Genomic DNA, 24,890 nt, shown 5'->3' on the forward strand with positions numbered 1-24,890 from the left:
CACGCGGCTTACTGTGTCAGTTCTTCATCCTTGGCGAAGAAGAAAACCGTTGCCGCAGAAACAATTGCGAGCGCCGCGCACACCCATGCGGTGGTGGCAAAGCCGCTGACGAGCAGGCTTGGGTTAGCCGAGCCCCCGGTCAGGACAAAACCCAGCAGTGCCGTTGCGATCAGGCCCGCCGTGCGCGAGATGGCGTTGTTGATGCCGGATGCGACGCCGGTAAAGCGTTGCTCCACGGCATTCATCACGGCGGTCGTCAGGGGCGCGACGCTGGCCGCCATACCGAGCGCCATCACGATGAGGCCGGGAAGAATGCCGGTCCAATAGCTCATATCGGGCCCCACGCTGATCGCCATCAGTGCAAAACCAGCTGCGACCAGCAAAGGGCCGGCGGTTAGCATGAGGCGCATGCCCACTTTACTCGACAGCCCTCCGATTTGGCGAGAAAGAGCGCCCATGATGAGCGGAAACGGCAGCATCGCCGCGCCGGCAGCCGTCGCGCCATAGTCGAACGCATTAATGAGCATGAAAGGCAGCAACACCAGCAGCGCGCCCAGCGCCGCGTAAAGCAGAAGTGTCAGTATCGAGATGGCGCTGAACGATGCGCTGCCGAAAACGCCCATCGGCATCATCGCATCCTGACCCAGCCGATTTTCATTCCAGAAGAAGGCCGCCAGCGCGATGAGACCCACGGCAAGCGGCCCAACGGCTCCGGCCGAAAATCCTCCATCAGGCAAAGCCGTGAGGCCGTAGACCGTCCCACCGAGGCCGAGTGTCACGAGTCCAGCGCCGATAAAATCCAGCGGCGGCCTCTCGCCCTCCTCTTCGCGGCTTTCGCCGATTGCTCGCCAGCCGATCACTGCCGCGCCCAGCGCAAGCGGCAGGACGACGGCAAAGGCCCAGCGCCAATTCAGCCAATCGACCAGCACGCCGCCTGCCAAAGGTGCAGCAGCCCCCGCGATGGCCCCGGCTGCGGCCCAAGTCCCGATGGCCTTGCCGCGCGCTTTCCCGGTGAAGGCATCGGCGAGGATCGCCAGACTGTTCGGCGCAAGGATCGCCGCACCCACACCCTGCACCACCCGTGCGCCCAGCAGAATTTCGAGCGTGGGTGAGACAATGCAAGCCAGCGTCGCGGCGGAATACAATGCGAGGCCGAGCAGGAAGAGGCGTTTGCGACCGAAGCGGTCTCCCAACGCGCCTGCCACCAGCACCAAAGCCGAAAGCGGCAGCAGGTAGGAGTTGACGATCCACTGCACGCCGGCCGCATCCGTGCCGAAATCAGCTTGCATCTGCGGCAGCGCGACGTTGATGATTGCGCCCATGACGAAAGCGAGGCTCGATCCCAGCACCGTCGCGATCAGCGTGCCCGTTTGCGAAGGACAGGTGCCGCTGCCCTCGCGCCCGGCTGTTTCATCACATGGCGGGGCGAATGCGATGGCCATGGGTCAGCTGCCTTTGCTGGGCGGCATGGGAATGAAGGCGGAAGTCCGCTCGACATAGCGCTTGAATTCGTCGCCATATTTGTCGCGCATGCCGTCTTCCGTCATCGCTGCACCCGACCATTTGACGAGCGTGAAGGTGAGGAAGACAGGCCCGGCCACGGTCCATAGCGCGGTGGTGAAATCCACGCCTGCCACGACCAGCCATATGCCCCACCAGACGCATGCATCGCCGAAGTAATTGGGATGGCGGGTGTAGCGCCACAGGCCCTGATTCATGACTTCGCCGTCATTCGCCGGATCGGCCTTGAACCGGGCGAGCTGCCAATCGCCCACCCATTCGAAGAAAAGCCCGACCAGATACAGCATCAGCCCGGCGATCATCAAAAGACCGATTGAGGCCTCAGCCCCGGCGCGCAGAATGCCGAGCTGCGCAGGGCTGCTGACCAGCATGATGAGTACAGCCTGCAGCAGCCATACCTTCCACAGCGCCGTCAGCGCATATTTCACACGGTTATCCGGGTCAGGCAGGATCTTGCGATAGCGGCTATCCTCTCCGCCGCCCAGAAATCGGCGCAATAGGTGAATGCCGAGGCGGACGCCCCATAGCACCGTCATGCCGCACAGCAGGAATGCCACCGTCCCCGGCTCATCCGCGCGCCATAGCGAGAGGGCGGCGAGCGTTGCCATGGAAAAGCCCCAAACGGAATCGACGAAACTGACTTTGCCAAGGCCAATCGAGATCACCCAAAGCACCGCCATCGCTGCGAGCAGCGCCAGCGCATTGGGGATCAGCTCAGCCACGTTGCCTGCCCGGCCCTTCAACCTCGCCGCGCGCCTGGGCTTCCAGCAGTTTGAAGCGATCGAAATCGGGCAAGTTGGCGCGGTAAAATGCGGCGATCTTGGCAAGATCATCCTCAAAACTCTCACCCGGCATGATCGGCTCACCTATCGCGCCGTAGCGTTTCTCATAGTCGAACCAGACGGGCACAAATGGCACCCCGGCCGCCTTTGCGATATGCCAGAAGCCGCTGCGCCAGCGACCGTCGGATGAGCGGCTTCCTTCAGGCGCAATCACCAATGCGAGGCGATCCCGGCGCGCGAATTCAGCGGCCACCGCCTGCACATATCCGCCTTTGCGCGATCGATCGATCGGCATGCCGCCCATATCTTTCATGAAGCGCGTCATCGGCCATTTGAACAGCGTGTGCTTGCCGATGAAACTGGGCGCGACGCCCATTTCGCGCACCGCTCCTGCAAAATAGACGAAATCCCAATTGGTGGTGTGCGGCGCGCCGAGCAGGATGAATTTGTTGAGCGGCGGCGGTGAGCCGAGTATCCGAAAGCCTTTGAGCCGATAGAGCCCGCGCAGGATGCGCCAGACAATGCGGGACAGCAGGCTTGGTGCGTGATCGGTGCGGTCTGGCGATTGCGGCATTGTCTCTCCTGCAACCGGCCTAGCAGCCGCACGGGAGATTGCCAGTGGCTTGGCGAAAAGCGGGTCAGCTATTGCGCAGCGGGAAGCCGTGCCTTTCACGCAGCGCTGCGAGCAGCGCATCCTGCGTATTCACGAAACCGCCTTCCGCAAAAGCGAGCGCGGGGCAATTCTGATTGCTTTGACCCAGCGCCTCGACCACCGCCGCGCGCGGCTTCGGCCAAGGGACGCGGACCACGTCCAGCTTCTCCGCCAGCTCCGGGAACAGCGCCAGCAGCCCGTCGACCTCGACACAATCGCGGCAGAAATACTCGCCGCCATCTTCGGAAGCGTAGGAGCGTTCGAGGATGAAGAGAGTGTCTTTGGTCACCATCACATCCGGAACACGCCAAACTGCGGTCGCTGCGGTATCGGCGCTTCCAGACAGGCCGCGAGGCTCAGGCCCAGAACGTCGCGCGTTTGGACAGGGTCGATGACGCCGTCATCCCATAGGCGCGCGGTGGCGTAATAGGGGTTGCCTTCGTCCTCGTACTTCTGGCGGATCGGGGCCTTAAATTCCTCGGCCTGATCGTCGGTCCAGCTGTCGGCATCGCGGTGGACGGTGGCGAGCACCGATGCGGCCTGTTCGCCGCCCATCACCGAGATGCGCGCATTGGGCCAGGTGAACATGAAGCGCGGGGAATAGGCGCGGCCGCACATGCCGTAATTGCCCGCGCCGAAGCTGCCTCCGATCACCACGGTGATCTTGGGCACCTGCGCGGTGGCGACCGCGGTTACCAGTTTCGCGCCGTGCTTGGCGATGCCTTCCGCCTCATATTTGCCGCCGACCATGAAGCCGGAGATGTTCTGCAGGAACAGCAGCGGGATGCCGCGCTGGCAGGCAAGCTCGATAAAATGCGCGCCCTTCTGCGCGCTTTCGGAAAAAAGCACGCCATTATTTGCGAGGATCGCCACCGGCATGCCCCAGATATGCGCAAAGCCGCACACCAGAGTGGAGCCGTACTCGCGCTTGAATTCGTGAAATTCGCTGCCGTCCACGATGCGCGCGATCACTTCGTGCACATCGTATGGTGCGCGCACATCTTCGGGCACGATGGCGTAGAGATCTTCGGCATCGAATTTGGGCGAGCGCGGCTCTCGAATATCGAGCTTCGCGCCTTCATTGTGACCGAGATGGCTGACGATATCGCGCACGACGGTGAGCGCGTGCTCGTCATTCTCGGCCAAGTGATCGACCACGCCCGATTTCTTTGCATGCAGCGCGCCGCCGCCCAGATCCTCGGCGCTGATCTCTTCGCCCGTCGCGGCTTTCACAAGCGGCGGTCCGGCAAGGAAGATCGTCCCCTGTTCTTTCACGATGACGCTTTCGTCCGACATCGCGGGCACATAGGCCCCGCCCGCGGTACACGAGCCCATCACGCAGGCGATCTGCGGAATGCCCATGCTGCTCATCTGCGCCTGATTGTAGAAAATGCGCCCGAAATGGTCGCGGTCGGGGAAGACTTCGGCCTGGAACGGCAGGTTCGCCCCGCCGCTATCGACCAGATACACGCAAGGCAGCCGGTTCGCTTGCGCGATTTCCTGCGCGCGCAAGTGCTTCTTCACCGTCATCGGGTAATAGGAGCCGCCCTTCACGGTCGGATCATTCGCGGCGATCATCACCTGCCGACCGGAAACGCGCCCGATCCCGGCAATCATCGACGCGCCGTTAACATCCCCGCCATACATGCCGTGCGCCGCCAGCTGGCCGATCTCAAGGAAAGGCGAGCCCGGATCGAGTAATCGCTCAACCCGCTCACGCGGCAACAGCTTACCGCGCGAAACATGCTTCTCCCGATGCCGCTCGGGCCCGCCGAGCGCGGCTTCTGCCACCTTGGCGCGCAGCTCTTCGGCGAGAGCCTTGTTATGATCGAAGCGCGCCTTTGCATCGGGCGCTTCGCGGTCGAGAGTAGTCGTGAGAATGGGTGCTGTCATATGCGGCAAATCCTTGCGGCTTTATGCGTGTGGGGGCAAGCCCTCAACTATGATAACCTGACCCTCGCTGGCGTTCAGGCGATCCTTGGCGATGGCGCGATATTCGGGTGATGTGATCCATGCCTTGGCGGCGGCTTTATCCGGAAATTCGATAAGGACCGAGCGGGTGTAGTCCCAATCGCCTTCGAGGACTTCGGGCGCTTCGTCGACGCTCAGCAGCTTGCCCTGGAACTTGGAGAAAACACGCATGAATGCGGCTTCATACCTGTCATAGCTCTCGCGATCATGAATGCGGAAACGGGCGATGATGTAGGCGGGCATTACGCCGCCCCGATCAATTCCCGCCCGATCAGCATGCGCCGGATTTCATTCGTGCCCGCGCCGATATCTAGCAATTTCGCATCGCGCAGATAGCGCTCGACCGGCCAGTCCGTTGTATAGCCCGCGCCGCCCAGCGCTTGGATCGCCTCGCCCGCCACGCGGAAGGCGTTTTCGCTGGAAAGCAGGATCGTGCCTGCCGCATCGAAGCGTGTCGTCTTGCCATTGTCGCACGCCTTGGCGACGGCGTAGGTATAGGCGCGCGCCGATTGCAGCGCGACATACATGTCCGCGACCTTCGCCTGGATCAGCTGAAAATCGCCGATGCGCTTACCGAACTGGTTGCGCTCCCGGACGTAGGGGATGACGGTGTCGAGGCAGGCCTGCATGATGCCGAGCTGAACGCCGGAAAGCACGACACGCTCATAGTCGAGGCCGCTCATCAGCACCTGCACGCCGCGGCCCACCTCGCCAAGCACGTTCTCTTCCGGAACATGGCAGTCTTCGAACACCAACTCGCTGGTGGGCGAGCCTTTCATGCCGAGCTTTTCGATTTTCTGGCCCACAGAAAAACCAGCCATATCCTTCTCGATCAGGAAAGCAGTGATGCCCTTGGAGCCGCCCCCCGCATCGGTCTTGGCATAAACCACCAGCGTTTCGGCGTAATGGCCGTTGGTGATCCAGAATTTGGTGCCGTTGAGTAAATAGCCGCCCTGCACCGCGTCCGCCTTCAGCTTCATGCTGACCACGTCCGACCCGGCGGCAGGTTCGCTCATCGCCAATGATCCAACATGTTCGCCTGAGATCAGGCCTGGAAGGTATTTCGCTTTCTGATCGGCTTTTCCCCACCGCGCGATCTGGTTGACACAGAGATTGGAATGCGCGCCGTAAGACAGGCCGACCGACGCGCTCGCACGGCTGATTTCCTCGATGGCGATGGTGTGTTCGAGATAGCCGAGGCCCGTGCCGCCGTCGTCCTCGCTCACGGTCATGCCGTGCAGGCCAAGCTCGCCCATTTCGGGCCAAAGCTCTTCGGGGAACCGGTCCTGCGCATCGATTTCGGCGGCCATCGGCGCGATGCGTTCATCGGCAAAGCGGGCGACTGTTTCGCGAATCATCTGGGCTTCGTCTGTCAGGCCGAAATCGAAATCGGGAGTAGCACGCATTCTCAGTTCCTTTATCTGTGCGCCGCCCATAGCAAGGGCAGTGGCAAAGGGAAACTGGTTGCAGGCGAAACTGCATCGCGCTGCAATTGCATTTTCGTAAAGGCACGCTAAGTCCGCTGCCAGGACAAGCTATTGACTTTGAACGATACGCCCGACGACCGGCTGATGCCGGAACCCGATCCGCGATTCGTGGATGACGCTGCGCGTTTGGCTATCCTTGAAAGTTTCCAGCCCGATGCGCTGGAGGAAGACCCGGAACTGGCAGCGATTGTCCAGTTTGCCGCGCGACTTTGCAATGTGCCGATCGCGCAGGTCAGCCTGGTCGAAGAAACGCGGCAGCATTTCCTCGCAGGCGAAGGGCTGGATGTTACATCCACGCCGCGGCGCTCTTCCTTCTGCAAGCATGCGATGAAGACGCCGGGCCTGATGGAAGTTCGCGACGCGACGAAGGATGAGCGCTTCGCTGATAACGATCTAGTCACTGGCAAACCACACATTCGCTTTTACGGCGGGCAGCCGCTCATTTCAGATGAAGGCGCACCGCTGGGTGCACTTTGCGTCATCGATACCGAGCCGCGGCCCGAAGGGTTGAGCGACTTGCAGCGCGAAGGCATGGCCGTTCTCGCCCAAGCGGTAATGCGTCGCCTCAATGCCCGCCGGGAAAGCCTTGCTGCGACCCGTGCGATTGCCGAGCGCGAAGGGCGGCTGAAGCGTATGATCGACGGCGTGCCGCAGATCGCCTGGTCCGCTGACGCCAACGGCAATTTCGACTATTTCAACTCACGCTGGCAGGAACGCATCGGCACCGAACCTCCCACGAATGCAGAGGCGTGGCGCTCCTACATTCATGCCGAGGATCAGGAAGAGGCCTTTAGCGGCTGGCACGAAGCCTTCGAACAAGGCGAGCAATACAGCACCGAATTCCGCATGAAGCAGAGCGATGGCAGCTGGCGCTGGATGCTGGCGCTGGCCGTTCCGGTGACCGACGCGGACGATCATACGATGCGGTGGTTCGGCACAATCACCGATATCGACGAAGTTCAAAAGGCTTTGCATGAGCGGGACATGCTGGCGCGCGAGCTTTCGCACCGGATCAAGAATATTTTTGCCGTGGTGATCGGCCTTGCCTCGCTGAAAGTGAAGCGGACGCCTGAGCATGAGCCCTTCGCGCGTGAGCTGACGGAAGTGATGCGGGCGCTCAGCCGAGCGCATGAATTTGTGCGGCCTGAAAGCGGCGTGGTGCAGCAAAGCCTCACCGGGCTCTTGACTGCGCTGTTCCAACCCTATGCGTTCAGCGAGGATGAGCCGCGCGTCAGCATCACTGGCAGCGATGCGGAAATCAGCCAGAAGGCAGCAACGCCGCTCGCGCTCGTGTTCCATGAGCTTGCCACCAATTCTGCCAAATACGGCGCGCTCAGCACCGATGATGGGCATGTGACGCTCGTTGTCGAAGATCGCGGCGATACGCTGGCGCTGACCTGGACCGAGATCGGCGGACCGAAAGTTTCGGCCAGCGGGAAAGAGGGTTTTGGCACGCGCCTGCTCGAAATGAGTGTCAGCGGACAGCTGGGCGGATCGATCGATCGCCAATACCATGAGGATGGATTGGTTGCTGCGCTGACCGTCTCAAAAAAGGCGATCAGCCAGTAACTCAGCCGGTCATCGGGCGCTCCGCCTGATAATTCGGGAAGCCCGCGCCTTCAGGCCAATGCGGGGCAACAAGCCCCATCACCTTGAACAATTCGCCCATCTGGTCTGCATCGATCAGGCGATCGCGTGCGCGCATCAGCGCCTCTCGGTGCTGCGGTGAATGTTGCGCCAGCGCTTCGGCACGCTCGCGAATGCCGAGAGCGCGCAGCCATTCACCCTGTGTCACCGTGCCCAGCACGCGCGCCTCGCGCGATCGCACCACCTGCTCCATCTGCGCAAAATCGACATGGGCGGAGATATCGACATCGCCCGGCGCCTCGAACACGCCGACGCTCTGATGACCGCTCACGGCCTGCACGGTCGAACCGCTGCGACCATGGCGATAGCCGTAATCGATAAAGAGCGCGGCACCTCTCTGATCGATTAGCCGCCCGGCGACTTCGAACATGATCGCAGCGGAGGCGGGGCTCGTTTCGATCACCGTTCCGGGCGGATCGTCACGGCGTGCTTCGGGCACAGCGCTGTCCATCGGCTGGCGACCGGGCACTTCCACGAACCGGTCGTCTTCACCCAGCCCGACCATGACTTCGCGCCAGCCTTCATCGGTCCTCACCACTTGGCGAACAGGTAGCGCGTCGAGGAACTCGTTCGCGACCAGCAGGATAGGGCCCTCGGTCGGGATGCTCGAGAGATCGTGATGATGAATGGCCCCCGGCACCGAAGCCAGCTGCGCATCACGCATCCGCCGCGAGGTTTCGACGAGATGGATGCGCGGCTCCAACCCGTATCGCGCCATCGCCCGCTGCGCATCGCGCGCCAGAGTGCCTTTGCCGGGGCCAAGCTCGACATAATGGACAGGCTCCGTGCGGCCCGAGCGAATCCACACGTCCGCCAGCCACAGTCCGATCAATTCGCCGAACATCTGGCTGACTTCGGGCGCAGTGATGAAATCGCCCCCGCCATAGCTGCTCGGCCCGCCGATGGCTTTCTTGTCCGCGTAATACCGCGCGTTCGATTCCGCCATGTAGTGCGCAAGGCTGATTGGCCCGGTGGATCTGATCAGCCGCCGGAACGTATCGCCAAGACTGCGCTTGGCATCCTCGTCACGCAGGTCGTTCACGGCTGCTCCGTTGTGATTTCCGGCGGCGCGCCTTTGGGCTGCGCCGGCTTGGTGCGCGCAGTGCCCACAGGCTTGCGTGTAAGCGACCAGATGATCAGGCCAAGGCCGAGCAGGATGAGCGGAACGGTGAGCCACTGGCCCATGGACAGCCCGGTTCGCTCGGCAAATTCCGTAAGCTGCACATCCGGCTGACGGAAGAATTCGTTCACGAAGCGGGCGAGCGAAATGAGCACGGTGAAGACGCCCACCAGCAGCCCGGTCCGGAAACGCGCCTTGGTCAGCCAGAACAGTGCCAGCATCACGGTGAGGACAACAAAGCCCTCTCCGAAAGCTTGGTAAAGTTGGCTGGGATGGCGCGGCAGGCCAAGAGGATCGGTCGGGAAAATCATCGCGATCGGCGCATCGGGTCCGGCAACGCGGCCCCACAGCTCGCCATTAACGAAATTCGCCAGGCGGCCCAGCATCATGCCCATGCCGACATTGACCGCGATGTAATCGCACACGCGCAGGAACGGCAGTCCGCCCCGCCAGCTGACCCAGGCAATCGCAGCGACGACGCCGATCAGCCCGCCGTGGAAGCTCATTCCGCCATCCCATAGCCGCAGCACGCGCCAGCTGACGAAAGTGTCGGGCTCAAACGTGTACCACAGGCTCTGATCGTAGAAAGTCGCGTAGCCCAATCGACCACCAATGATCACGCCGAGCATGCAGTAAAAGAACAAGTCATCGACATGCACCTGCGCCATCGGTGCGCCGGGCTGCTTGATCATCTTGCTGAGGTGCCAATAGGCGAACAACAGGCCGATCAGATAGGCGAGCGAATAGTACTTCAGCTCGAAAAAACCCAGATCGATGCCCGGGCGCAGGCCCAGCTCGCTCCAGTGAATGACATCGCCCGTGGCGCTCGCCAGCATGTCCAGCATATGTAATTCGCCCTTTGGCTGCATTGCGCCGATTTCGGCCCTGTGGGCTGCGCTTTGGCATAGAGCACGCGCAGGTTAAAGCCCCGCTAAACGCGCAAACACCAAACATCGCTTTGCAATGGCGGGTGGCAATGCGTATTTTGTATGAGTGAGCCTTCCCAAGATCCCCAAGCAACGCAAGATCATCGACCGGCGCGCGCTGGCAGCCGATGTCGCCTCTATCATCGAGGAGAAGGGCGCGCAGGCAGGGCGCCAGCAAGTGGTTCAGCGGCTGCGCGAGGCTTTGGAGGCAGGCCGTGCGGAGCTGGCGAAACGCCTGTCCAAGCGCCCCGGCACCGGCCATGTCCATGCACATGGTCAGGCCTTCCTGATCGACCAGCTGATCCGCGTGATCCACGATCACGTCATCACCGATGTCTATCCGGTGGGCAATCGCTCCAGCGGCGAACGCATCGCGCTGCTGGCTGTGGGGGGATACGGGCGCGGCGAAATGGCACCGTTTTCGGATGTCGACCTCGCCTTTATCACGCCGGACAAGCCGACCAGCTGGTGCGAGCAGGTGATCGAGGCGATCCTCTATTACCTGTGGGATCTCAACTTGCAGGTCGGCCATTCCAGTCGCTCTCTCGCCGAGTCCGCGCGCATGGCGAAAAGCGATCTCACCATCCGCACCGCTTTGCTGGAGGCACGCTTCCTGTGGGGCGATCAGGATGTCTACGATGCGGCGCGCGAGCAATTCTGGGGCGATGTCGTACCCGGATCGCAAAGCACTTTCATTCAGGAAAAGCTCGAAGAGCGTAATGGGCGGCATAGACGGATGGGGGATTCGCGCTACGTCGTCGAACCCAATGTGAAAGACGGCAAGGGCGGCCTGCGCGACCTCCAGACGCTCTACTGGATCGGCAAATATGTTCACCGCGTCCACAGCGCGGCAGAGCTCGTCGACAAGGGGCTATTCACGCAGAAGGAATATCGCAGCTTCCGCCGGGCGGAGAGTTTCCTGCTCGCCGTGCGCGCGCATTTGCACACCATTGCCAAGCGCGGCGAGGACCGGCTGACCTTCGATCTGCAACGCGAAGTCGCCGACCGTATGAATTACGCCGACAGGCCGGGCAAGAGCGCGGTCGAGCGTTTCATGCAAATGTATTTCCTGCAGGCGAAACATGTCGGCCACCTGACCGGCGTGTTCCTTTCCCAGCTTGAAGAACAGACTGCGGAGAAAAGCCGCTTTGCCGAATTGCTCACGGCGATGCGAAAAGGCCGCGCCAAGAAAGTGGACGGCTATCTCGTCCACGATGGCACGATTGCAGCGCCCAAGGATGACTGGTTTGCAGCCGACCCGGTGCGTTTGATCGAAGTCTTCGCCATCGCCGAGCGCGAAGGGCTGGAAGTCCATCCGCAAACAATCCGCATCGCTCGCCGCGATGCAGCGCTGATTACTGCCGAAACGCGCAAGGATGAACGCGCCAACGCCCTGTTCATGGAAGTGCTGGCCGGGCGCAGTGACCCCGAAACCGTGCTGCGCTGGATGAATGAAGCGGGCGTCTTCGGCCGCTTCGTGCCCGATTTCGGCAAGGTCAACGCGCAGATGCAGTTCGACATGTACCACCACTACACGGTGGACGAACACACGATCCGCGCCATCGGCCTGCTGAGCGAGATTGAGCGCGGCAAGCTGCTGGAAGATCATCCGCTGGCGAGCGACCTGTTGCCCAAGCTGGTCAACCGGCGGGTGCTTTATGTCGCCACGTTGCTGCACGATATCGCAAAGGGGCGCGGCGGCGATCATTCGGTGCTGGGCGCAGACGTTGCGAACAAGCTCTGTCCGCGGCTCGGCATGGATTCGAAGGAGACAGAGCTCGTCAGCTGGCTGGTCCGCTATCACCTCTGGATGAGCGCATTTGCCTTCAAGCGCGACCTGTCGGACCCCAAGACGATCACCGATTTCGTCACCGAAGTGCACTCGCTGGAGCGCCTGCGGCTGCTCACCATCCTGACCATCGTCGATATTCGCGCGGTGGGGCCGGGCGTGTGGAACAGCTGGAAACGCCAGCTACTCGCCGATCTGTTCGAGGCGGCGCAGGAGCGCCTTCGCCTTGGCCACAAGACCCATGGCCGAGCAGAGCGCGTTGCAGCCAAGAAGGAGCGCGTCGCCGACATGCTCGGCGAACGGGCGCATCTGGTCGAGGATCTCTCAGATGCTTTCAACGACAGCTATTGGATTGCGGAGCCCGAAGATGTGATCGCGATCAACCTGCCGCATTATCAAGCGGCGAACGATATGAATCATTCGCTTTCCATCCACACCGAATATTACCCCTCGCTGGGCGCGACGCTGGTGACGGTGATCGGGGACGATCACCCGGGCCTGTTTTATCGCATCGCCGGGGCGATTACGCTGGCTGGCGGCAATATCATCGATGCGCGCATTCACACGAACCGTGTGGGCAAGGCGGTCGATAATCTGCTGGTGCAGGATCCGATGGGCAAACCCTTCAGCGAAGCGCAGCAGCTTGGGCGGCTGAAGAAATCAATCAAGGATGCCTTGGCCGACCGCATCGATATGGTGCCGAGCCTTGCCAAGCGTCCACTCAAGCAAATGCGCGCCGAAAACTTTCGCATCGCGCCGCAAGTCGATTTCGATAATGACGCGTCCAATCGCTTTACCGTGATCGAAGTGAATGCAACTGACCGCCCCGCGCTGCTGAACCGCCTGACCCGTGCCATGTTCGAACAGAGCCTGCTCATCAATTCGGCGCATATCACTCATTATGGCGAGCGCGCGGTCGATGCCTTCTATGTGACCGACCTGTTAGGCACGAAGCTGGAATCGCCCGACCGGCTGGCCAAGGTCGAGCAGGCTCTGCTCGATGCGATTGCCGCCGGCGAGCCGGAGGCGGCAAGCAAAGCAGCGTGATCAGTCCTCAGCTGCGGATGAATTCCAGTATGTGATTGAAGACATATTCGCTGAGCGGCGCGGTAAATTTGCATCCAGCCTTGTCGACTTCTGTCCAGCACACTTCCGCCTGCATCATCTGCAAGTTTGCCATTCTGACAAATATCGGCGTGCCGCGCGGCGGCATGTCGAGGATTTGCACCTGAAAACCGTTTGGCGTCAGATCCTTGATCTGCGTCTTACGCCATGCGCGAGAGCCGATTTTGATCTCGCATTCCAGATTGACTGACGCGCGACCTTTCCCACGGCGCTCCTCGGCCTCTTCCGCATTGAAGCGGTCAGCTGAATCGGTTGCTGGCTCTACCATGGCGTAAACACTTTCCCTGAGGAGATCCGTTCGTAATCAGGGTGTGTATTGCAGTGCGGTTAACTTCAGGTGTTCACGACAATCAGGCTTTTCGCCTAGCTGGCTGGCAGTTTACCGTACCCGCGCCACGCGAAGATATCCTGAGCGTCCTTCGAAGCGGATTTCATAGGCACCGCTCCAATGACGCGAGACCGTGCCGGTCCACCCTTCGCGCACGCGGTTGCGCAAAGTGGAGCCATCGATTTCGCGCCAGAGCTGGCCATTGTCCATCAGCAGCACCTGATCGCGGCGTGAGCCCCGCAGGACTTCCTGCACGGTGACCGTCAGCGTCGCCTCTTCCTCTTCCTCGCGCTCGAAAACCGCATCCTCCTCGCGGAAGCCGAATACCTCCTCGCGTCGCTCTTCCTCTGCTTCCTCACGTTCCGCAATCACGACCACCTGCTCGGCATAGGTGCGATCGAAACAGGCCAGCCGTTCGGCATCGTCGCTGATCGCTGCGCAATCGGCATAAGGATTGTCCTGCGCCTGCGCCGGGAGTGCAATTGCAAATAACGGAAAAGCGAGAAGATTGGCGTAGCGAAGGGTCATGCGAGGAATCCGTTCCGATAGATAATTCAGCATGTTCTGCGTCGCGGCTGGTCGCGCGTCAACCACGCTCGCCAAACAGCGCCGTTCCGACGCGAATATGCGTTGCGCCGAGCATGATCGCGGTGGCGAAGTCACCGCTCATGCCCATGCTGCGGCTGTCCAGGCCGTGATCGTCCGCCAGCTTTGCCATCAGCGCGAAATAGGGTGCGGGCTCTATGCCGAAGGGCGGCACGCACATGAGCCCGGCGAGCGGAATGTCGGCATTGCGCGCTTTTTCCAGCAGGCTCGGCAGATCCTTTATCGCGCAGCCACCCTTTTGGTCTTCATCGCCAATATTGACCTGCACGAAGCAGGGCACTTGCCGCCCGACCTTATCGAACGCCTTGGCGAGCGCCTTTACAAGGCTGGGCCGGTCGAGCGAATGGATACAATCGAACAGTGCTGCGGCATCTTCCGCCTTGTTCGATTGCAGCTGGCCGATGAGGTGCAGTTCGATGTCCGGTGTTTCCTCACGTAGCGCGGGCCATTTGTCCTGCGCTTCCTGCACCCGGTTTTCGCCGAACACACGCTGTCCGGCGGCGATGACGGGCGCGATTTTCTCTGTCGGATGCGTCTTGCTGACGGCGATGAGTGTCACATCCTCGGGCTCGCGCCGGGAAATCTGGCAGGCCCGGGCAATCTCCGCATTGACGGTTTCGAGGCGAGAGGTAGCGGTTTCGGTCATGTGCGCGCTATAGCGGGGCCATGGCCGCTTTCCAGCCCCTTCCCGATCTCTGGCTGCTGTCTGATGAGCGGAACGATCATGTGGTGGAGGAGCGCCTGAGAGGCTTCGGTGAGCCCGTCGGCTTCGTCTACCGCCACTACCACCTGCCCGACGCCAAGCGGTATGCGCGCTATTGCAAGCTGAACCGGATCGCTCGAGCGCAAGGACATCTCGTGATACTTGCAGACAGCGCGCTCACTGCCCGCGAATGGGGAGCGGACGGGATCTATGGCGCTCCGCTCAGCCTCTATCCGCGCCGCCACGACCTGATCCAGATCGCCGCCGCCCACAATATGCGCGAGATAGCGCAGGCGAACCGCGTGGAGGCCGATGCCGTGATGCTCTCGCCAGTATTCCCAACGCGCTCGCATCCCGGTGCGAGGACTCTCGGAGCGACACGTTGGCATGCGCTGGCAAATTACGCGCATATGCCCGTTATTGCGCTCGGCGGCATGACGCGCGAGAAGGCGAAAGTTCTTAAATCCAAACGTTGGGCGGCCATCGACGGTTTGAGTTAATCACCCAACACCATTGACCGGGGACTCGGGCTATGGGATTCTCTCCAGCGGGACATATTTGCAAAGGGATCAGACATGGCCAGCAGAGCCGCCAATCAGGGCGCGGACTGGAAAGCCGCTTTCCGTAAATCGCTCGCCCGCAGCGCGCAGCTGACGGGCGCGGTGGTGTTGTATGGCTTCACCCTCTTTCTCGCGATTGCGCTGCTCAGCTACACGCAGACCGATCCCTCGCTCTCCACCGCAGCGGGCGACGTGGTGGACAATTGGATGGGTAAGCCCGGCGCATTTGTCGCCGATCTGGCGCTGACTGCGTTCGGTTGGGTGTCGGTGCTGTTTCTCCCGCTCACCTATGTTTTTGCACGCAAATTGTGGCGTGATGCCGATGAAGAGGAAAGCTGGGGCGGCAATTGGTGGCGCACGGTGGCGATCATGCTGCTGGCGATGGCGCTGCTTTCCACCGCCTTCTCGCTCATCACCGATCCCCGCGATCACTCATGGCCAGCAGGCTTTGGTGGCCTCGCCGGACTTCTCGGCGAAGGCGGTATCCGTGCGCTTGCCGGACTGCTGCCCGAAGCCGGGCGTTTCTGGGCAATCCTTGCTGGCGGCGCGCTGAGCCTGATTGGCGGAGCTGTGCTCGCCGGACGCATCTTCGCTCTTGACTGGTCACGTTTCCTTTCAATCCCGGAATGGATTAAAAATCCGCCGCAATTAACCAAACCGGCTAACCCCTTTCAGAAAGAGGCGAAGCGCAAGCAGCGTCGCAAGCCGGATATTCGTTCTGCCGATGGCGATGATGGCGAGCCCGGCGACGGTGAGGCCCCTACTCTCGCTAAGCGCCGTCCGACCGAGATTTCCGACCCCGCTGCACCCCCGCGCCGTGCCAAGCCTGCCCCCAAGGCGGCGCAAAAGGATATGTTCGCCGAATACGATCTGCCGAGCATAGAGCTTCTCGAAGACACCGATCCCGGCAACGCCGCCCCGCTCGACAAGCTGGCGCTCGAGCGCAACGCCCGCCTTCTCGAAAACGTGCTCGACGATTTCAACGTCAAGGGCGAAATTACGGCGGTGAAGACCGGTCCGGTCGTCACCATGTATGAGCTGGAGCCTGCTCCCGGCATAAAGGCCAGCCGCGTGATCGGCCTTGCCGAAGATATCGCCCGCAATATGTCCGCCATTAGCGCCCGCGTCGCGCCGATTCCGGGCAAGACCGTGATGGGCATCGAACTGCCCAATGCAGACCGTCAGATGGTCAGCTTCAAGGAGCTGGTCGAGAGCGAAGCCTATGTGAATCATAAGGGCAGCCTGCCGATCATCCTGGGCAAAGGCATTTCGGGCGACCCGATCGTCGCAGACCTTGCCGCCATGCCGCATCTGCTCGTCGCGGGTACGACGGGGGCGGGTAAGTCCGTCGGCCTTAACGCCATTCTCCTCAGCCTGCTCTACCGCTTCACTCCCGAAGAGTGCCGGATGATCCTGATCGATCCCAAGGTACTGGAACTGAAGAGCTACGAACACATCCCCCACCTCCTGGCCGAAGTTGTGACCGAGCCGCCCAAGGCCGTGCGCGCGCTCAAATGGGCGGTCGAGGAAATGGAGCGCCGCTATCGGCAGATGTCGGATGTCGGTGCGCGTAACCTCGCCGGCTTCAACGACCGCGTCCGCGCTGCTGCTGCCAAGGGCAAGCCGCTCCAGCGTACCGTCCAGACCGGCTTCGATCCCGAGACCGGCGAAGCGATCATCGAGGAAGAACTGCTCGAATACGAAGTCCTGCCGCAGATCGTGGTGATCGTGGATGAGCTCGCCGACCTCATGCTCGTCGTCGGCAAGGAAATCGAAGGCATGCTCCAGCGCCTGTGCCAGAAGAGCCGCGCGGCAGGCATCCACGTGATTACCGCGACGCAGCGGCCCAGCGTCGATGTCATCACCGGCGTCATCAAGGCTAACCTTCCGACGCGCATCAGCTTTGCCGTATCCAGCCGCATCGACAGCCGCACGATCATCGGCGAGCAGGGTGCGGAGCAGCTGCTCGGCAAAGGCGACATGCTCTACAAGCCGCTCTCCGGCCAGTTAACCCGCGTCCACGGCCCCTTCGTCAGCGACGAAGAAGTCGAAAAGGTCGCCGAACACTGGCGCCAGCAGGGCGCGCCGCAATATATCGATTCCGTGACCGAAGAGCCCGAAGACGGCGGCTTCTCCTTCGAGGACGAATTCACTGCCAGCGACAATCCCGAAGAGCGCAAATATCGCCAGGCCTGCCAGATGGTAATCGAGAACCAGAAGGCGAGCGGGTCATGGCTCCAGCGCCAGATGAAAGTCGGCTACAACACCGCCGCCAACTGGATCGAGCGCATGGAAAGCGAAGGGCTTGTGGGGCCAGCGAACCACGTCGGCCGGCGAGATATCTACCGCGATAAGGATGGCAATCCGATTTGAGGGAATTCCTTGCTTCGCTGGTATTGATGGCTGCAGGCACATTTGCCTTGCCGCCCGCCTCGGCAACAGCACAAGACGATGCGGAGTATGAGCGCGCGTGCCCATGGGAACAGCGCGAAGAGCCGGCTTGTGTGGAAGCGCGGGCCGCGCAAAGTGCGACAGCATACGGCCTCGCACCGATTTCCGATATCGAAGGCGAAGAGTATCGCATCTATCTGATCGACGCCTGGGATCAGGAGCGTCATGTAATTGTATTTGCCCGCCCGGCTGGCCAGACCCCCGAACTGACTGTCCGCTTTGCAGTTGATCCACAATTCACGCTCACGCAACCAATCTCGGGCGAAGTTTGGAACAGGGTGGAACGTGAGAGTGCACTGATCACTTGCAGTGTTGGCCCTCCCCCGCCGCGCAACGATGACCGCATCGTCGTATGCGCAGATGGTATCTTGGCAGTTGTCGAAACCAGATCAAGTGATGGTAATATTCGCCGCGCAGCTGGACATAGTTGCGACCGAGCGCTCGGCCGACCAGGCGTTCTAGCATATAACTATGCCGAACGACTGCATCTGCTAGCGGCAAACACTCTCATACGATGCGCCGATCTCAGCCGGGAAGAGTTCAGCGCACCTTGGTCGCTGCTTGACCAGTGTTCCCTGCTTGAAGGTGATACCGTTGCCGCGTCGCATGCATTGAATTTATTCGCTCGCTTTGAGCTTGGCGGGAACGATTATGCTCTGCCCGAACGGATTCTCGCTCGCGGCGCCATCCTGACCGATCACGACGGAGCCATCGTCGAGGGGCGAGCGGCCATCACCGCTTATTGGAAGACGAATTTTGAAAGCGTCAGGCCATATCGAGCGTCTGGATTGAATCCAGAGACAGTCCAAATTAGGGCTAATATTGATCTCGCAGAGAGCGACGGCCGTGAGGGCCCCGACATGTGGATCGACGAAGCGATCATCATCTTTGGTCGCGAAAACTATCGCCCGTTGGTCGTTACCCGCATCGAACTCGGCGAACCAATTGAACTCACCGAGCCTGACGAAGACAACTAGTTCCTTCCTTCTCAAAATGCTTTAAGCGCCGGCAATGAGCGAATCCGCCGACAAGCCGAAGAAACGCAAACCCTCACCCGCCGATATTGTCGGATGGCGGGAGCTGGTTTCGCTGCCGGAGCTCGGTCTCGACGGCATTCCTGCCAAGATCGATACCGGCGCGCGTACGTCTTCGCTGCATGCTGAGGTGATCGAGGATTTCGAGCGTGATGGAGAACGCTATGTCCGCTTTTGCGTCGACTGGGGCGGCGAGCGTCATACTTGCGAGGCGATACATGTGGACATACGCGGCATCACCAGTTCCAATGGCGAAACCCAGCGCCGCTATGTCATCAAGACGCCGCTGACGATCGGTAGCTTTACTTTCCGCGCCGAGATCAGCCTGGCGGATCGATCGGACATGAAATTCCCGATGCTGATCGGCAGGTCGAGCCTGCGGCGGCGGTTTGTCGTCGATTCAGGTCATTCCTGGTTGCAAACACCCGGCATGGAGCCGGTGAAAGGTCATAAGCCGTGAAAATTGCCATGCTGGCGCGAAACGCCAATCTCTATTCGCACAAGCGCCTTGTCGAAGCGGCGGAGGATCGCGGGCACACGCTCGATATCCTCAACACCACGCGCTGCACGGTCAATATCGCCAGCCACCGACCGACGCTCACCTATAATGGTGAGACGCTGTCGGGGTATGACGCGGTCATTCCGCGTATCGGCGCCTCAATCACCAATTATGGACTTGCCGTGTTGCGGCAGTTTGAAATGGCGGGCTGCTGGCCGCTGAATGAGAGCGTCGCCATCGGGCGCAGCCGGGACAAGCTGCGCAGCATGCAGATCCTCGCCAAATATGGCCTCGGCCTTCCGCTGACGGCCTATGCCAATGACCCCAAGCAGGCAGAAGAGATTATCAAAGCCGTGAACGGTCCGCCGGTCGTCATCAAGCTACTCGAAGGTACGCAGGGCATCGGGGTGGTGCTGGCCGAAACGATGAGCAGCGCCAAATCAGTTGTGGAGGCGTTTCGCGGCGCGAATGTGAACATCCTGGTGCAGGAATTCATCAAGGAAGCCGGCGGCACCGATATTCGCGCGCTGGTGGTCGGCGGTAAAGTCGTCGCGGCGATGAAGCGTACAGGCGCGGCGGATGATTTCCGTTCCAACCTACATCGCGGGGGCAGCGCAGAGCTGATCAAGATCACCCCCGAAGAACGCTCCACCGCCGTACGCGCGGCCAAGCATATGGGGCTGAACGTCTGCGGCGTGGACATGCTGCGGTCCAATCATGGCCCCGTGATTATGGAAGTAAACTCCTCCCCCGGGCTCGAAGGGATCGAGAAAGCGAGCGGCAAGGATGTTGCAGGCACGATCATCAAGTTTATCGAGGACAATGCGAAGGACGGCAAGACCAAGACCCGCGGCAAAGGATAGCATCTTCGGCTGACCGCAAGGATCGCGGCGCAAAACCTTTCGCTTTAAGGTTAGCAATTCCTAAACCACTCACTCAGTAGAAACCCTGACATGTTCAGGGACAAACCCCTCCGTGCTGCCATGGCGCGCGCTCGCAATGTGCTGCGCCTGATTGCGCTGGTCGGCTGCGCATTTGTGCTCATCGCTTCTCCTGCCAACGCGCAGGATGAGGCGGACGATGGCGCGTGGGTGCTCGATCCGTTTGCGCGGGTCGAAGCTGGGATCGTCCTGTCCGAAAGCGGGGACCGCGAAAACGACCTCATCATCAATGGCGATGGCGGCTATCTGCGCGCGCAAATTGGCATCACTTTCGGCAATGATACAAGCGAACTGCGCCTTGATGCCGACCGCATCGAAGTCGAACGATTTGACTCGGCCACGGGGCGTGACGGCTTCAATCGCGATCGCCTGACAGCGCAATTCAGCCAAGCGATCGACGATGATTGGGAAGTGCAGCTGCGCGGCCGCCTGTATGACGATCTTGTCACGGTGGAATCGATCGATACGGACGAATTGCAAGGCTCCGTCCAGGTCGAATACGAGCCTGAGCGCGCGCATCGCTTTCGCCTGCGCGGCACATGGCGAGACCGGGAATATGACGATGGCGAAGGCGTGAATGGCGCATCATCGACAGGCCAAGGCCCGCGCGTCGACTTCGAATATCGCCACCGGATCGGCCGCTATCACTACATCAATTTCGATCTGCGCGCCGAAGAGATCAATTCAGCCAATCCCGACCGCGCCTATACCCGCGAATCCGTCGGCGCGTCCTACACCCGCCCGATCACGCGCAACTTGCGTGTGCGTCCTGCGATAGAGCTGCGGCATACGCGTTTCGACGGTCGCTTCACCGTCGATGCGGAAGAGCGCGACGATACGCAGGTAGTGCCCGAAGTCGAATTGCTCTGGTGGACCGGTAATTGGCGGATCGAGGGCGAAGCCAAATACATTTTCAGCAGCAGCAATGATCCGTCGCGGGACCGCGAGGGGTATCGCTTTGCCGTGAGCGTGGGCTATGTCTTCTAAGCTCTGGCGCAAATGGCGCCTCAGCAGGTGGCGCAAGCTGCGACGGGTGCTGTCCAAGGCGACCCCGCAGATCAAACGGCCCGCCCTTATCGGCGCGGCCGTTTTCGGCGTTATTGCCCTGCTCGCATTCCTGGGCATCGCCAATACAACCAACGCATTCTACATGCCGCAATCGCTGGGGGAGAATGCCGTTTCCTACCAGGTCTGGGGCATGAAGCCTTCGAACCTGCTGATGGCCCTGCCCATCGGCGCATTCCTGGTGGTGCTGGCGCGTAGCTTCGTCGGGATGAAGGCATTCGGCCTGTTTACGCCCATGCTGATCGCCATCGCCTTCCTGCAGATCGGCCCCATTTACGGCCCGCTGGTGCTGATGTCGGCTGTGGGCGTCGGCATGCTGGTCGCCCCCACACTTCTCAAACTGCGCATGACGCGCGTGGGCTTCCTCGGCGTGCTTATCAGCTTCGTCGTGTTCGTGCTCGCCGCGTTGCAGGTGGCTTTCGATACCGAATTGCAAGTTGATGCCTTCCCCGTCGTGGTGACTGCGCTGGTGGTCGAGCGCTGGTATCGCCAATGGGAGAAGGATGGCCCGTGGGAAGCGTTCTCCATCGCCATGAGCACATTCTTCCTGGCACTGATCATCCAGTTTGTGATGGTCAGCCGGGTTGCCCTTACACTCATCGAAATTTCACCGCTGGTGCTGCCCGGCTTTGCCGGTCTCGCGATTGCCCTGCTTGGCCGATATCGCGGCCTGCGCATCAGCGAAATCAAACGCTTCGCCCCTATCTGGCTTGAAGGAAGACGCAATGCCAAAGCTATCGCAGCTCTTGAAGAGGCCGCCCAGGCGACGGAAGTTTCGAACGGAACAGACGAGCCAAAGACCGAAGAAGAAGACATCATTATCGCGCCTGTCGCGCCTCGAATTCCCCAAATTCCAATCCCGACCTTTGGCACGAGCTTCGGACGAGAGCTTGCGCCGATTGAAGTTCGGAAGCCCGATGGACGAGATTCTTGGGATCAACTTGCGCAACGCCATCATCGCCAAATACAACCCGCGCTGGGCGATCGAACAAGCGCGCGACAAGGTGGCGGCCAAAGTGGCCCTGAACGCTGGCGGCGTCGTAACTACCGGCACGATATGCGTAATCTCCAGCTATGGGGATCTGCTTGATTTCGACCCGTTGCGCGATTTGCCCGACAGTTGGGCGATCAAGCCTGCGCGAGGGTCACAGGGTGACGGCATCGTTCTCGCCTTGAGGCGCGAGGGCAACAATTGGTACAAGGGATCGGGCACGAAGCTGACGCCCAGCGATGTGGTGAACCACATCCGCCGGATCGTGGATGGCGGCTTTTCTGGCGACAGCGCGGCAGAGGATGCTGCGCTGATTGAGCCGCTGATCCGGCCCGATAAACGCATCCTCGAACTGGTGCCCGAAGGCCTGCCGGACGTGCGCGTCATCAGCTTGCGCGAGCATCCCCTAATGGCGATGATGCGCATCCCGACGCTCGCCTCGGACGGCAAGGCGAACCTGCACCAGCGCGCCATCGGTGCGGCAGTCGATATCGATACGGGCGTTATTACCCGCGCAATGGTCGTCGGCCGCGAAATCACACATCACCCGGACACCGGCTTCAACCTCATCGGCGTGAAGCTGCCCGAATGGGACCGGGTGCTGGAAATGAGCTCCAAATGCAGCGCCGCGATCGGTCTCGGCTATCTCGGTGTCGATATCATTCTCGATGAAAATGACGGCCCGATGGTGCTTGAAGTCAACGCGCACCCCGGCATCGAAATCCAGAATATCAACCAGAAAGGTCTGCGGGCGAAGATGCTTGAAGCAGGCGAGAAGTGCTGACCAAGGCGAAATTATACTTAAGAAATAGAGCGTCTCGTAAACCTTAACCGGCTTGACCTCATTGATTTATTGAAACAACCTTTCTTCCGTCTTGGAAGCGAGTCACTTTTACCCGGTCTCGCTTCCCAAATTGGGGAGAGACCGATGTTTTGCAAAATCCGTTCCACCGCCTGCCTGCTTGCCGCCACTTCGATGATGGCGATGCCGATCGCCGCACAGGCGGAAGATGCAGCCCAGCTTGTTGATATTAACGGTATGTTCGCTGCCGATGCGGAGACCGAGCTGCGCAATCGCGGGTTCGGCTTTGTGAGCCACAATCGGAACTCGCAGGGCTACAATTACAGCTATTGGTGGGACGAAGAGGATGATGACTGCGTGCAGGTCGAGGAATACCGCGGTCGCATCCAATCCATCACCGATGCAAGCGATCAGGACTGCGGCCATCACATGAATGCTGATGCCACGGCTGCGCTGGGTGTCGCAGCGGGTGCAGCCGTTCTTGGCGCGATCTTTGGGCACAACAGCAACCATCACGATGATAACCGCCACAGCGACGATCATGCTTACGAACGCGACTATGAGCGCGGTTATAATGACGGGCTGCACAACGCATCCTATCACAACCGCGACCGGTCGGAGGGGTACTCCGCTGGCTATTCGGCCGGGGTGGATCAACGTAACACCAACTTGCGCCATCACAGCCGGCGTGGCGGATACCATCAGGCAGCGCAGATCAGCGACCTGCAGGGCTCGCGCGCAGCCGGTGCCATGGACACGATGGAAAGTCGCGGCTTCCGCCAGGTGGACAATTTCACGAGCGGCAATACGCGCTATTCAATCCAATATAACCGGAACACGCGCCAGTGCGTGCAAATGACGATCGCTGATGGCCACATCTACGACATTCGCGATATCGGCCAGAACCCGAACTGCCGTTGAGGAGAGCGTGATGCGTCGAGTTGCACTTTTGGGTGCTGCCCTAGCCTTCCCGCTCGCTGCCTGTGGCGGGGAGGCCGAAACGCTCGATCCTGAAACCACGGAGGAGCTGGCTGAAATTCCCGAAAGCCTCGCACCTTTTGGAGATGGATACCCTGCTTCAGGCGATCCGTGTCGCCAGCTTGGCGAAAGCGAGGCGACCTCCAACTACCTGGATGACAGCGCACTGCTGGTCGGATGCCCCAGTGAAGCCTCGGCAGAGGCGCTGGGCGGCGACATCGTCGGCAATGTCGAAGGCGTACGCTTGGTCTCCGTCCCGATGGGCGATGCCAATGTCGGAATGGGCGAAAACGGACCGCCTCCACCTGCTGAGGGCGATGCCTTGGTCGATGGCACCGAATACAACGCCACGACTATTCTCGATTGCGGTTTTGACGGCGCAGAGCCCACGCAACGCTGTGATGCGGGTGTCGTGCGCAACTGGATGGAGGACGGCTCGCATCTCGTCGAGGTTCAAAAACCCGATGGCTTCAAACGCGCGCTGTTCTTCGACGGCACGACGCCTGTGGGCGCAGACAGCGCAGAGGCTGACGGTTCGGCGGGCTGGGATTTCGATTACACCCGCGATGGCGACCGGGTGACCATACAGTACGGGCCCGAAACCTATGTCATCGTCGATGCGCTGATCACCGGTGGCTGATGTGACAGCGGAGGCACCACAGCGGCCAGTGGCGAAATGGGCGTTTCTCATATTTGCCATCTTTTACGTGATCGCGGTCTTCCTCTTGCTCGTCGGAACCTATGGCTGGTTCGGGCAGGAGCGCGACCCGCTGTCGGGTATTTTCCTGATGCCGCTGGGCTTGCCCTGGAACTTGCTCGGTGAGCAGGCTGGGCTGGGAGGACCGGCGCTCGGCATCGGTGCGCCTTTGATCAATGCGGCGGCACTCTATTGGATATGGAAGCGGTGACCTG

At 60.8% G+C, this 24,890-nt stretch carries 25 protein-coding genes; 13 read left to right on the forward strand and 12 right to left on the reverse strand.

The window, feature by feature from the left end; translation table 11 throughout:
- Window positions 1–8 precede the first annotated feature (8 nt).
- The 7 genes from I5L03_RS00995 to I5L03_RS01025 all read right to left on the reverse strand — a co-directional run bounded on the left by I5L03_RS00995 (window position 9) and on the right by I5L03_RS01025 (window position 6,332).
- Entirely contained in the window at window positions 9–1,442 is a 1,434-nt protein-coding gene (locus I5L03_RS00995; protein WP_197919847.1) for an MFS transporter, read from the reverse strand.
- Window positions 1,443–1,445: 3 nt separating this feature from the next.
- Window positions 1,446–2,243 carry a DUF1295 domain-containing protein gene (locus I5L03_RS01000; protein WP_197919848.1) on the reverse strand — a complete coding sequence of 266 codons (798 nt, stop codon included), beginning with the start codon at window positions 2,241–2,243 and terminating at the stop codon, window positions 1,446–1,448.
- A complete protein-coding gene (locus I5L03_RS01005; RefSeq protein ID WP_197919849.1) occupies window positions 2,236–2,877 on the reverse strand; it encodes a lysophospholipid acyltransferase family protein in 642 nt (213 codons plus the stop codon). The genes I5L03_RS01000 and I5L03_RS01005 overlap by 8 nt, the downstream gene beginning before the upstream one ends.
- Window positions 2,878–2,941: 64 nt before the next feature.
- Window positions 2,942–3,247: a DUF3088 family protein gene (locus I5L03_RS01010; RefSeq protein ID WP_197919850.1), complete on the reverse strand. Its 306-nt coding sequence runs from the start codon at window positions 3,245–3,247 to the stop codon at window positions 2,942–2,944.
- Entirely contained in the window at window positions 3,247–4,848 is a 1,602-nt protein-coding gene (locus tag I5L03_RS01015) for a carboxyl transferase domain-containing protein (protein ID WP_197919851.1), read from the reverse strand. The genes I5L03_RS01010 and I5L03_RS01015 overlap by 1 nt, the downstream gene beginning before the upstream one ends.
- A 21-nt stretch (window positions 4,849–4,869) precedes the next feature.
- Window positions 4,870–5,169, reverse strand: coding sequence for a DUF1330 domain-containing protein (locus tag I5L03_RS01020; protein ID WP_197919852.1), 300 nt, complete (start codon window positions 5,167–5,169; stop codon window positions 4,870–4,872).
- Window positions 5,169–6,332 (reverse strand): isovaleryl-CoA dehydrogenase, encoded by a 1,164-nt coding sequence (locus I5L03_RS01025; RefSeq protein ID WP_197919853.1) that lies wholly within the window; start codon window positions 6,330–6,332, stop codon window positions 5,169–5,171. The genes I5L03_RS01020 and I5L03_RS01025 overlap by 1 nt, the downstream gene beginning before the upstream one ends.
- A gap of 138 nt (window positions 6,333–6,470) precedes the next feature.
- Between I5L03_RS01025 and I5L03_RS01030 the strand changes: the two genes are divergently transcribed.
- Complete coding sequence (locus I5L03_RS01030; protein ID WP_197919854.1) at window positions 6,471–7,982, forward strand: PAS domain-containing protein; 1,512 nt, start codon at window positions 6,471–6,473, stop codon at window positions 7,980–7,982.
- A 1-nt stretch (window position 7,983) separates the two neighbouring features.
- On the opposite strand, the gene I5L03_RS01035 is transcribed toward I5L03_RS01030, so the two are convergent.
- Window positions 7,984–9,102 carry a class I SAM-dependent methyltransferase gene (locus tag I5L03_RS01035; RefSeq protein WP_325100013.1) on the reverse strand — a complete coding sequence of 373 codons (1,119 nt, stop codon included), beginning with the start codon at window positions 9,100–9,102 and terminating at the stop codon, window positions 7,984–7,986.
- Window positions 9,099–10,049 (reverse strand): prolipoprotein diacylglyceryl transferase, encoded by a 951-nt coding sequence (gene lgt, locus I5L03_RS01040; RefSeq protein ID WP_407647588.1) that lies wholly within the window; start codon window positions 10,047–10,049, stop codon window positions 9,099–9,101. Before lgt ends, I5L03_RS01035 begins: the two co-directional genes overlap by 4 nt.
- A gap of 124 nt (window positions 10,050–10,173) precedes the next feature.
- Here lgt and I5L03_RS01045 point away from each other — a divergent pair, with 124 nt between their 5' ends.
- On the forward strand, window positions 10,174–12,942 hold the full coding sequence (locus I5L03_RS01045; protein ID WP_197919855.1) for a [protein-PII] uridylyltransferase: 2,769 nt from the start codon (window positions 10,174–10,176) through the stop codon (window positions 12,940–12,942).
- A 7-nt stretch (window positions 12,943–12,949) separates the two neighbouring features.
- On the opposite strand, the gene I5L03_RS01050 is transcribed toward I5L03_RS01045, so the two are convergent.
- The 3 genes from I5L03_RS01050 to I5L03_RS01060 form a co-directional block, all read right to left on the reverse strand.
- Complete coding sequence (locus I5L03_RS01050; protein ID WP_197919856.1) at window positions 12,950–13,288, reverse strand: PilZ domain-containing protein; 339 nt, start codon at window positions 13,286–13,288, stop codon at window positions 12,950–12,952.
- A 111-nt stretch (window positions 13,289–13,399) separates the two neighbouring features.
- The gene (locus I5L03_RS01055) at window positions 13,400–13,876 is read right to left on the reverse strand and encodes a hypothetical protein (RefSeq protein ID WP_197919857.1); all 477 of its coding nucleotides are present in this window, start codon (window positions 13,874–13,876) and stop codon (window positions 13,400–13,402) included.
- A gap of 58 nt (window positions 13,877–13,934) precedes the next feature.
- A complete protein-coding gene (locus tag I5L03_RS01060; RefSeq protein WP_197919858.1) occupies window positions 13,935–14,600 on the reverse strand; it encodes a YggS family pyridoxal phosphate-dependent enzyme in 666 nt (221 codons plus the stop codon).
- A gap of 20 nt (window positions 14,601–14,620) precedes the next feature.
- On the opposite strand from I5L03_RS01060, the gene I5L03_RS01065 reads away from it, so the two are divergent.
- From I5L03_RS01065 to I5L03_RS01115, 11 genes are all read left to right on the forward strand, one after another.
- Entirely contained in the window at window positions 14,621–15,157 is a 537-nt protein-coding gene (locus I5L03_RS01065) for a thiamine phosphate synthase (protein ID WP_197919859.1), read from the forward strand.
- A gap of 75 nt (window positions 15,158–15,232) precedes the next feature.
- Window positions 15,233–17,590 carry an FtsK/SpoIIIE family DNA translocase gene (locus I5L03_RS01070; protein ID WP_197919860.1) on the forward strand — a complete coding sequence of 786 codons (2,358 nt, stop codon included), beginning with the start codon at window positions 15,233–15,235 and terminating at the stop codon, window positions 17,588–17,590.
- Window positions 17,587–18,645: a hypothetical protein gene (locus I5L03_RS01075; RefSeq protein WP_234034978.1), complete on the forward strand. Its 1,059-nt coding sequence runs from the start codon at window positions 17,587–17,589 to the stop codon at window positions 18,643–18,645. The genes I5L03_RS01070 and I5L03_RS01075 overlap by 4 nt, the downstream gene beginning before the upstream one ends.
- A gap of 34 nt (window positions 18,646–18,679) precedes the next feature.
- Window positions 18,680–19,162, forward strand: a complete 483-nt coding sequence (locus tag I5L03_RS01080) for an ATP-dependent zinc protease family protein (RefSeq protein WP_197919862.1) — start codon at window positions 18,680–18,682, stop codon at window positions 19,160–19,162.
- Entirely contained in the window at window positions 19,159–20,064 is a 906-nt protein-coding gene (gene rimK, locus I5L03_RS01085) for a 30S ribosomal protein S6--L-glutamate ligase (protein ID WP_197919863.1), read from the forward strand. The genes I5L03_RS01080 and rimK overlap by 4 nt, the downstream gene beginning before the upstream one ends.
- A gap of 90 nt (window positions 20,065–20,154) precedes the next feature.
- Window positions 20,155–21,129 (forward strand): beta-propeller fold lactonase family protein, encoded by a 975-nt coding sequence (locus I5L03_RS01090; protein ID WP_197919864.1) that lies wholly within the window; start codon window positions 20,155–20,157, stop codon window positions 21,127–21,129.
- Entirely contained in the window at window positions 21,119–22,297 is a 1,179-nt protein-coding gene (locus tag I5L03_RS13575) for a 7TM domain-containing protein (protein WP_197919865.1), read from the forward strand. The genes I5L03_RS01090 and I5L03_RS13575 overlap by 11 nt, the downstream gene beginning before the upstream one ends.
- Window positions 22,212–22,982: a sugar-transfer associated ATP-grasp domain-containing protein gene (locus I5L03_RS01100; protein WP_325100014.1), complete on the forward strand. Its 771-nt coding sequence runs from the start codon at window positions 22,212–22,214 to the stop codon at window positions 22,980–22,982. The genes I5L03_RS13575 and I5L03_RS01100 overlap by 86 nt, the downstream gene beginning before the upstream one ends.
- 144 nt (window positions 22,983–23,126) lie before the next feature.
- Window positions 23,127–23,921 (forward strand): hypothetical protein, encoded by a 795-nt coding sequence (locus tag I5L03_RS01105; RefSeq protein WP_197919866.1) that lies wholly within the window; start codon window positions 23,127–23,129, stop codon window positions 23,919–23,921.
- A 10-nt stretch (window positions 23,922–23,931) separates the two neighbouring features.
- On the forward strand, window positions 23,932–24,618 hold the full coding sequence (locus I5L03_RS01110) for a hypothetical protein (protein ID WP_234034980.1): 687 nt from the start codon (window positions 23,932–23,934) through the stop codon (window positions 24,616–24,618).
- The gene (locus I5L03_RS01115) at window positions 24,611–24,886 is read left to right on the forward strand and encodes a hypothetical protein (RefSeq protein WP_234034981.1); all 276 of its coding nucleotides are present in this window, start codon (window positions 24,611–24,613) and stop codon (window positions 24,884–24,886) included. The genes I5L03_RS01110 and I5L03_RS01115 overlap by 8 nt, the downstream gene beginning before the upstream one ends.
- The last annotated feature ends 4 nt before the right edge of the window (window positions 24,887–24,890 follow it).

This window comes from Aurantiacibacter sediminis, from assembly GCF_016019885.1.
Taxonomy (GTDB): domain Bacteria; phylum Pseudomonadota; class Alphaproteobacteria; order Sphingomonadales; family Sphingomonadaceae; genus Alteraurantiacibacter; species Alteraurantiacibacter sediminis.

Coding starts and splice junctions, on each gene's coding strand:
- I5L03_RS00995 (WP_197919847.1), bottom strand. CDS start 1,442: ATGGCCATCGCATTCGCCCCGCCATGTGATGAAACAGCCGGGCGCGAG.
- I5L03_RS01005 (WP_197919849.1), bottom strand. CDS start 2,877: ATGCCGCAATCGCCAGACCGCACCGATCACGCACCAAGCCTGCTGTCC.
- I5L03_RS01010 (WP_197919850.1), bottom strand. CDS start 3,247: ATGGTGACCAAAGACACTCTCTTCATCCTCGAACGCTCCTACGCTTCC.
- I5L03_RS01015 (WP_197919851.1), bottom strand. CDS start 4,848: ATGACAGCACCCATTCTCACGACTACTCTCGACCGCGAAGCGCCCGAT.
- I5L03_RS01020 (WP_197919852.1), bottom strand. CDS start 5,169: ATGCCCGCCTACATCATCGCCCGTTTCCGCATTCATGATCGCGAGAGC.
- I5L03_RS01025 (WP_197919853.1), bottom strand. CDS start 6,332: ATGCGTGCTACTCCCGATTTCGATTTCGGCCTGACAGACGAAGCCCAG.
- lgt (WP_407647588.1), bottom strand. CDS start 10,049: ATGCAGCCAAAGGGCGAATTACATATGCTGGACATGCTGGCGAGCGCC.
- I5L03_RS01050 (WP_197919856.1), bottom strand. CDS start 13,288: ATGGTAGAGCCAGCAACCGATTCAGCTGACCGCTTCAATGCGGAAGAG.
- I5L03_RS01055 (WP_197919857.1), bottom strand. CDS start 13,876: ATGACCCTTCGCTACGCCAATCTTCTCGCTTTTCCGTTATTTGCAATT.
- I5L03_RS01060 (WP_197919858.1), bottom strand. CDS start 14,600: ATGACCGAAACCGCTACCTCTCGCCTCGAAACCGTCAATGCGGAGATT.
- I5L03_RS01065 (WP_197919859.1), top strand. CDS start 14,621: ATGGCCGCTTTCCAGCCCCTTCCCGATCTCTGGCTGCTGTCTGATGAG.
- I5L03_RS01070 (WP_197919860.1), top strand. CDS start 15,233: ATGGCCAGCAGAGCCGCCAATCAGGGCGCGGACTGGAAAGCCGCTTTC.
- I5L03_RS01080 (WP_197919862.1), top strand. CDS start 18,680: ATGAGCGAATCCGCCGACAAGCCGAAGAAACGCAAACCCTCACCCGCC.
- I5L03_RS01090 (WP_197919864.1), top strand. CDS start 20,155: ATGTTCAGGGACAAACCCCTCCGTGCTGCCATGGCGCGCGCTCGCAAT.
- I5L03_RS13575 (WP_197919865.1), top strand. CDS start 21,119: ATGTCTTCTAAGCTCTGGCGCAAATGGCGCCTCAGCAGGTGGCGCAAG.
- I5L03_RS01105 (WP_197919866.1), top strand. CDS start 23,127: ATGTTTTGCAAAATCCGTTCCACCGCCTGCCTGCTTGCCGCCACTTCG.
- I5L03_RS01110 (WP_234034980.1), top strand. CDS start 23,932: ATGCGTCGAGTTGCACTTTTGGGTGCTGCCCTAGCCTTCCCGCTCGCT.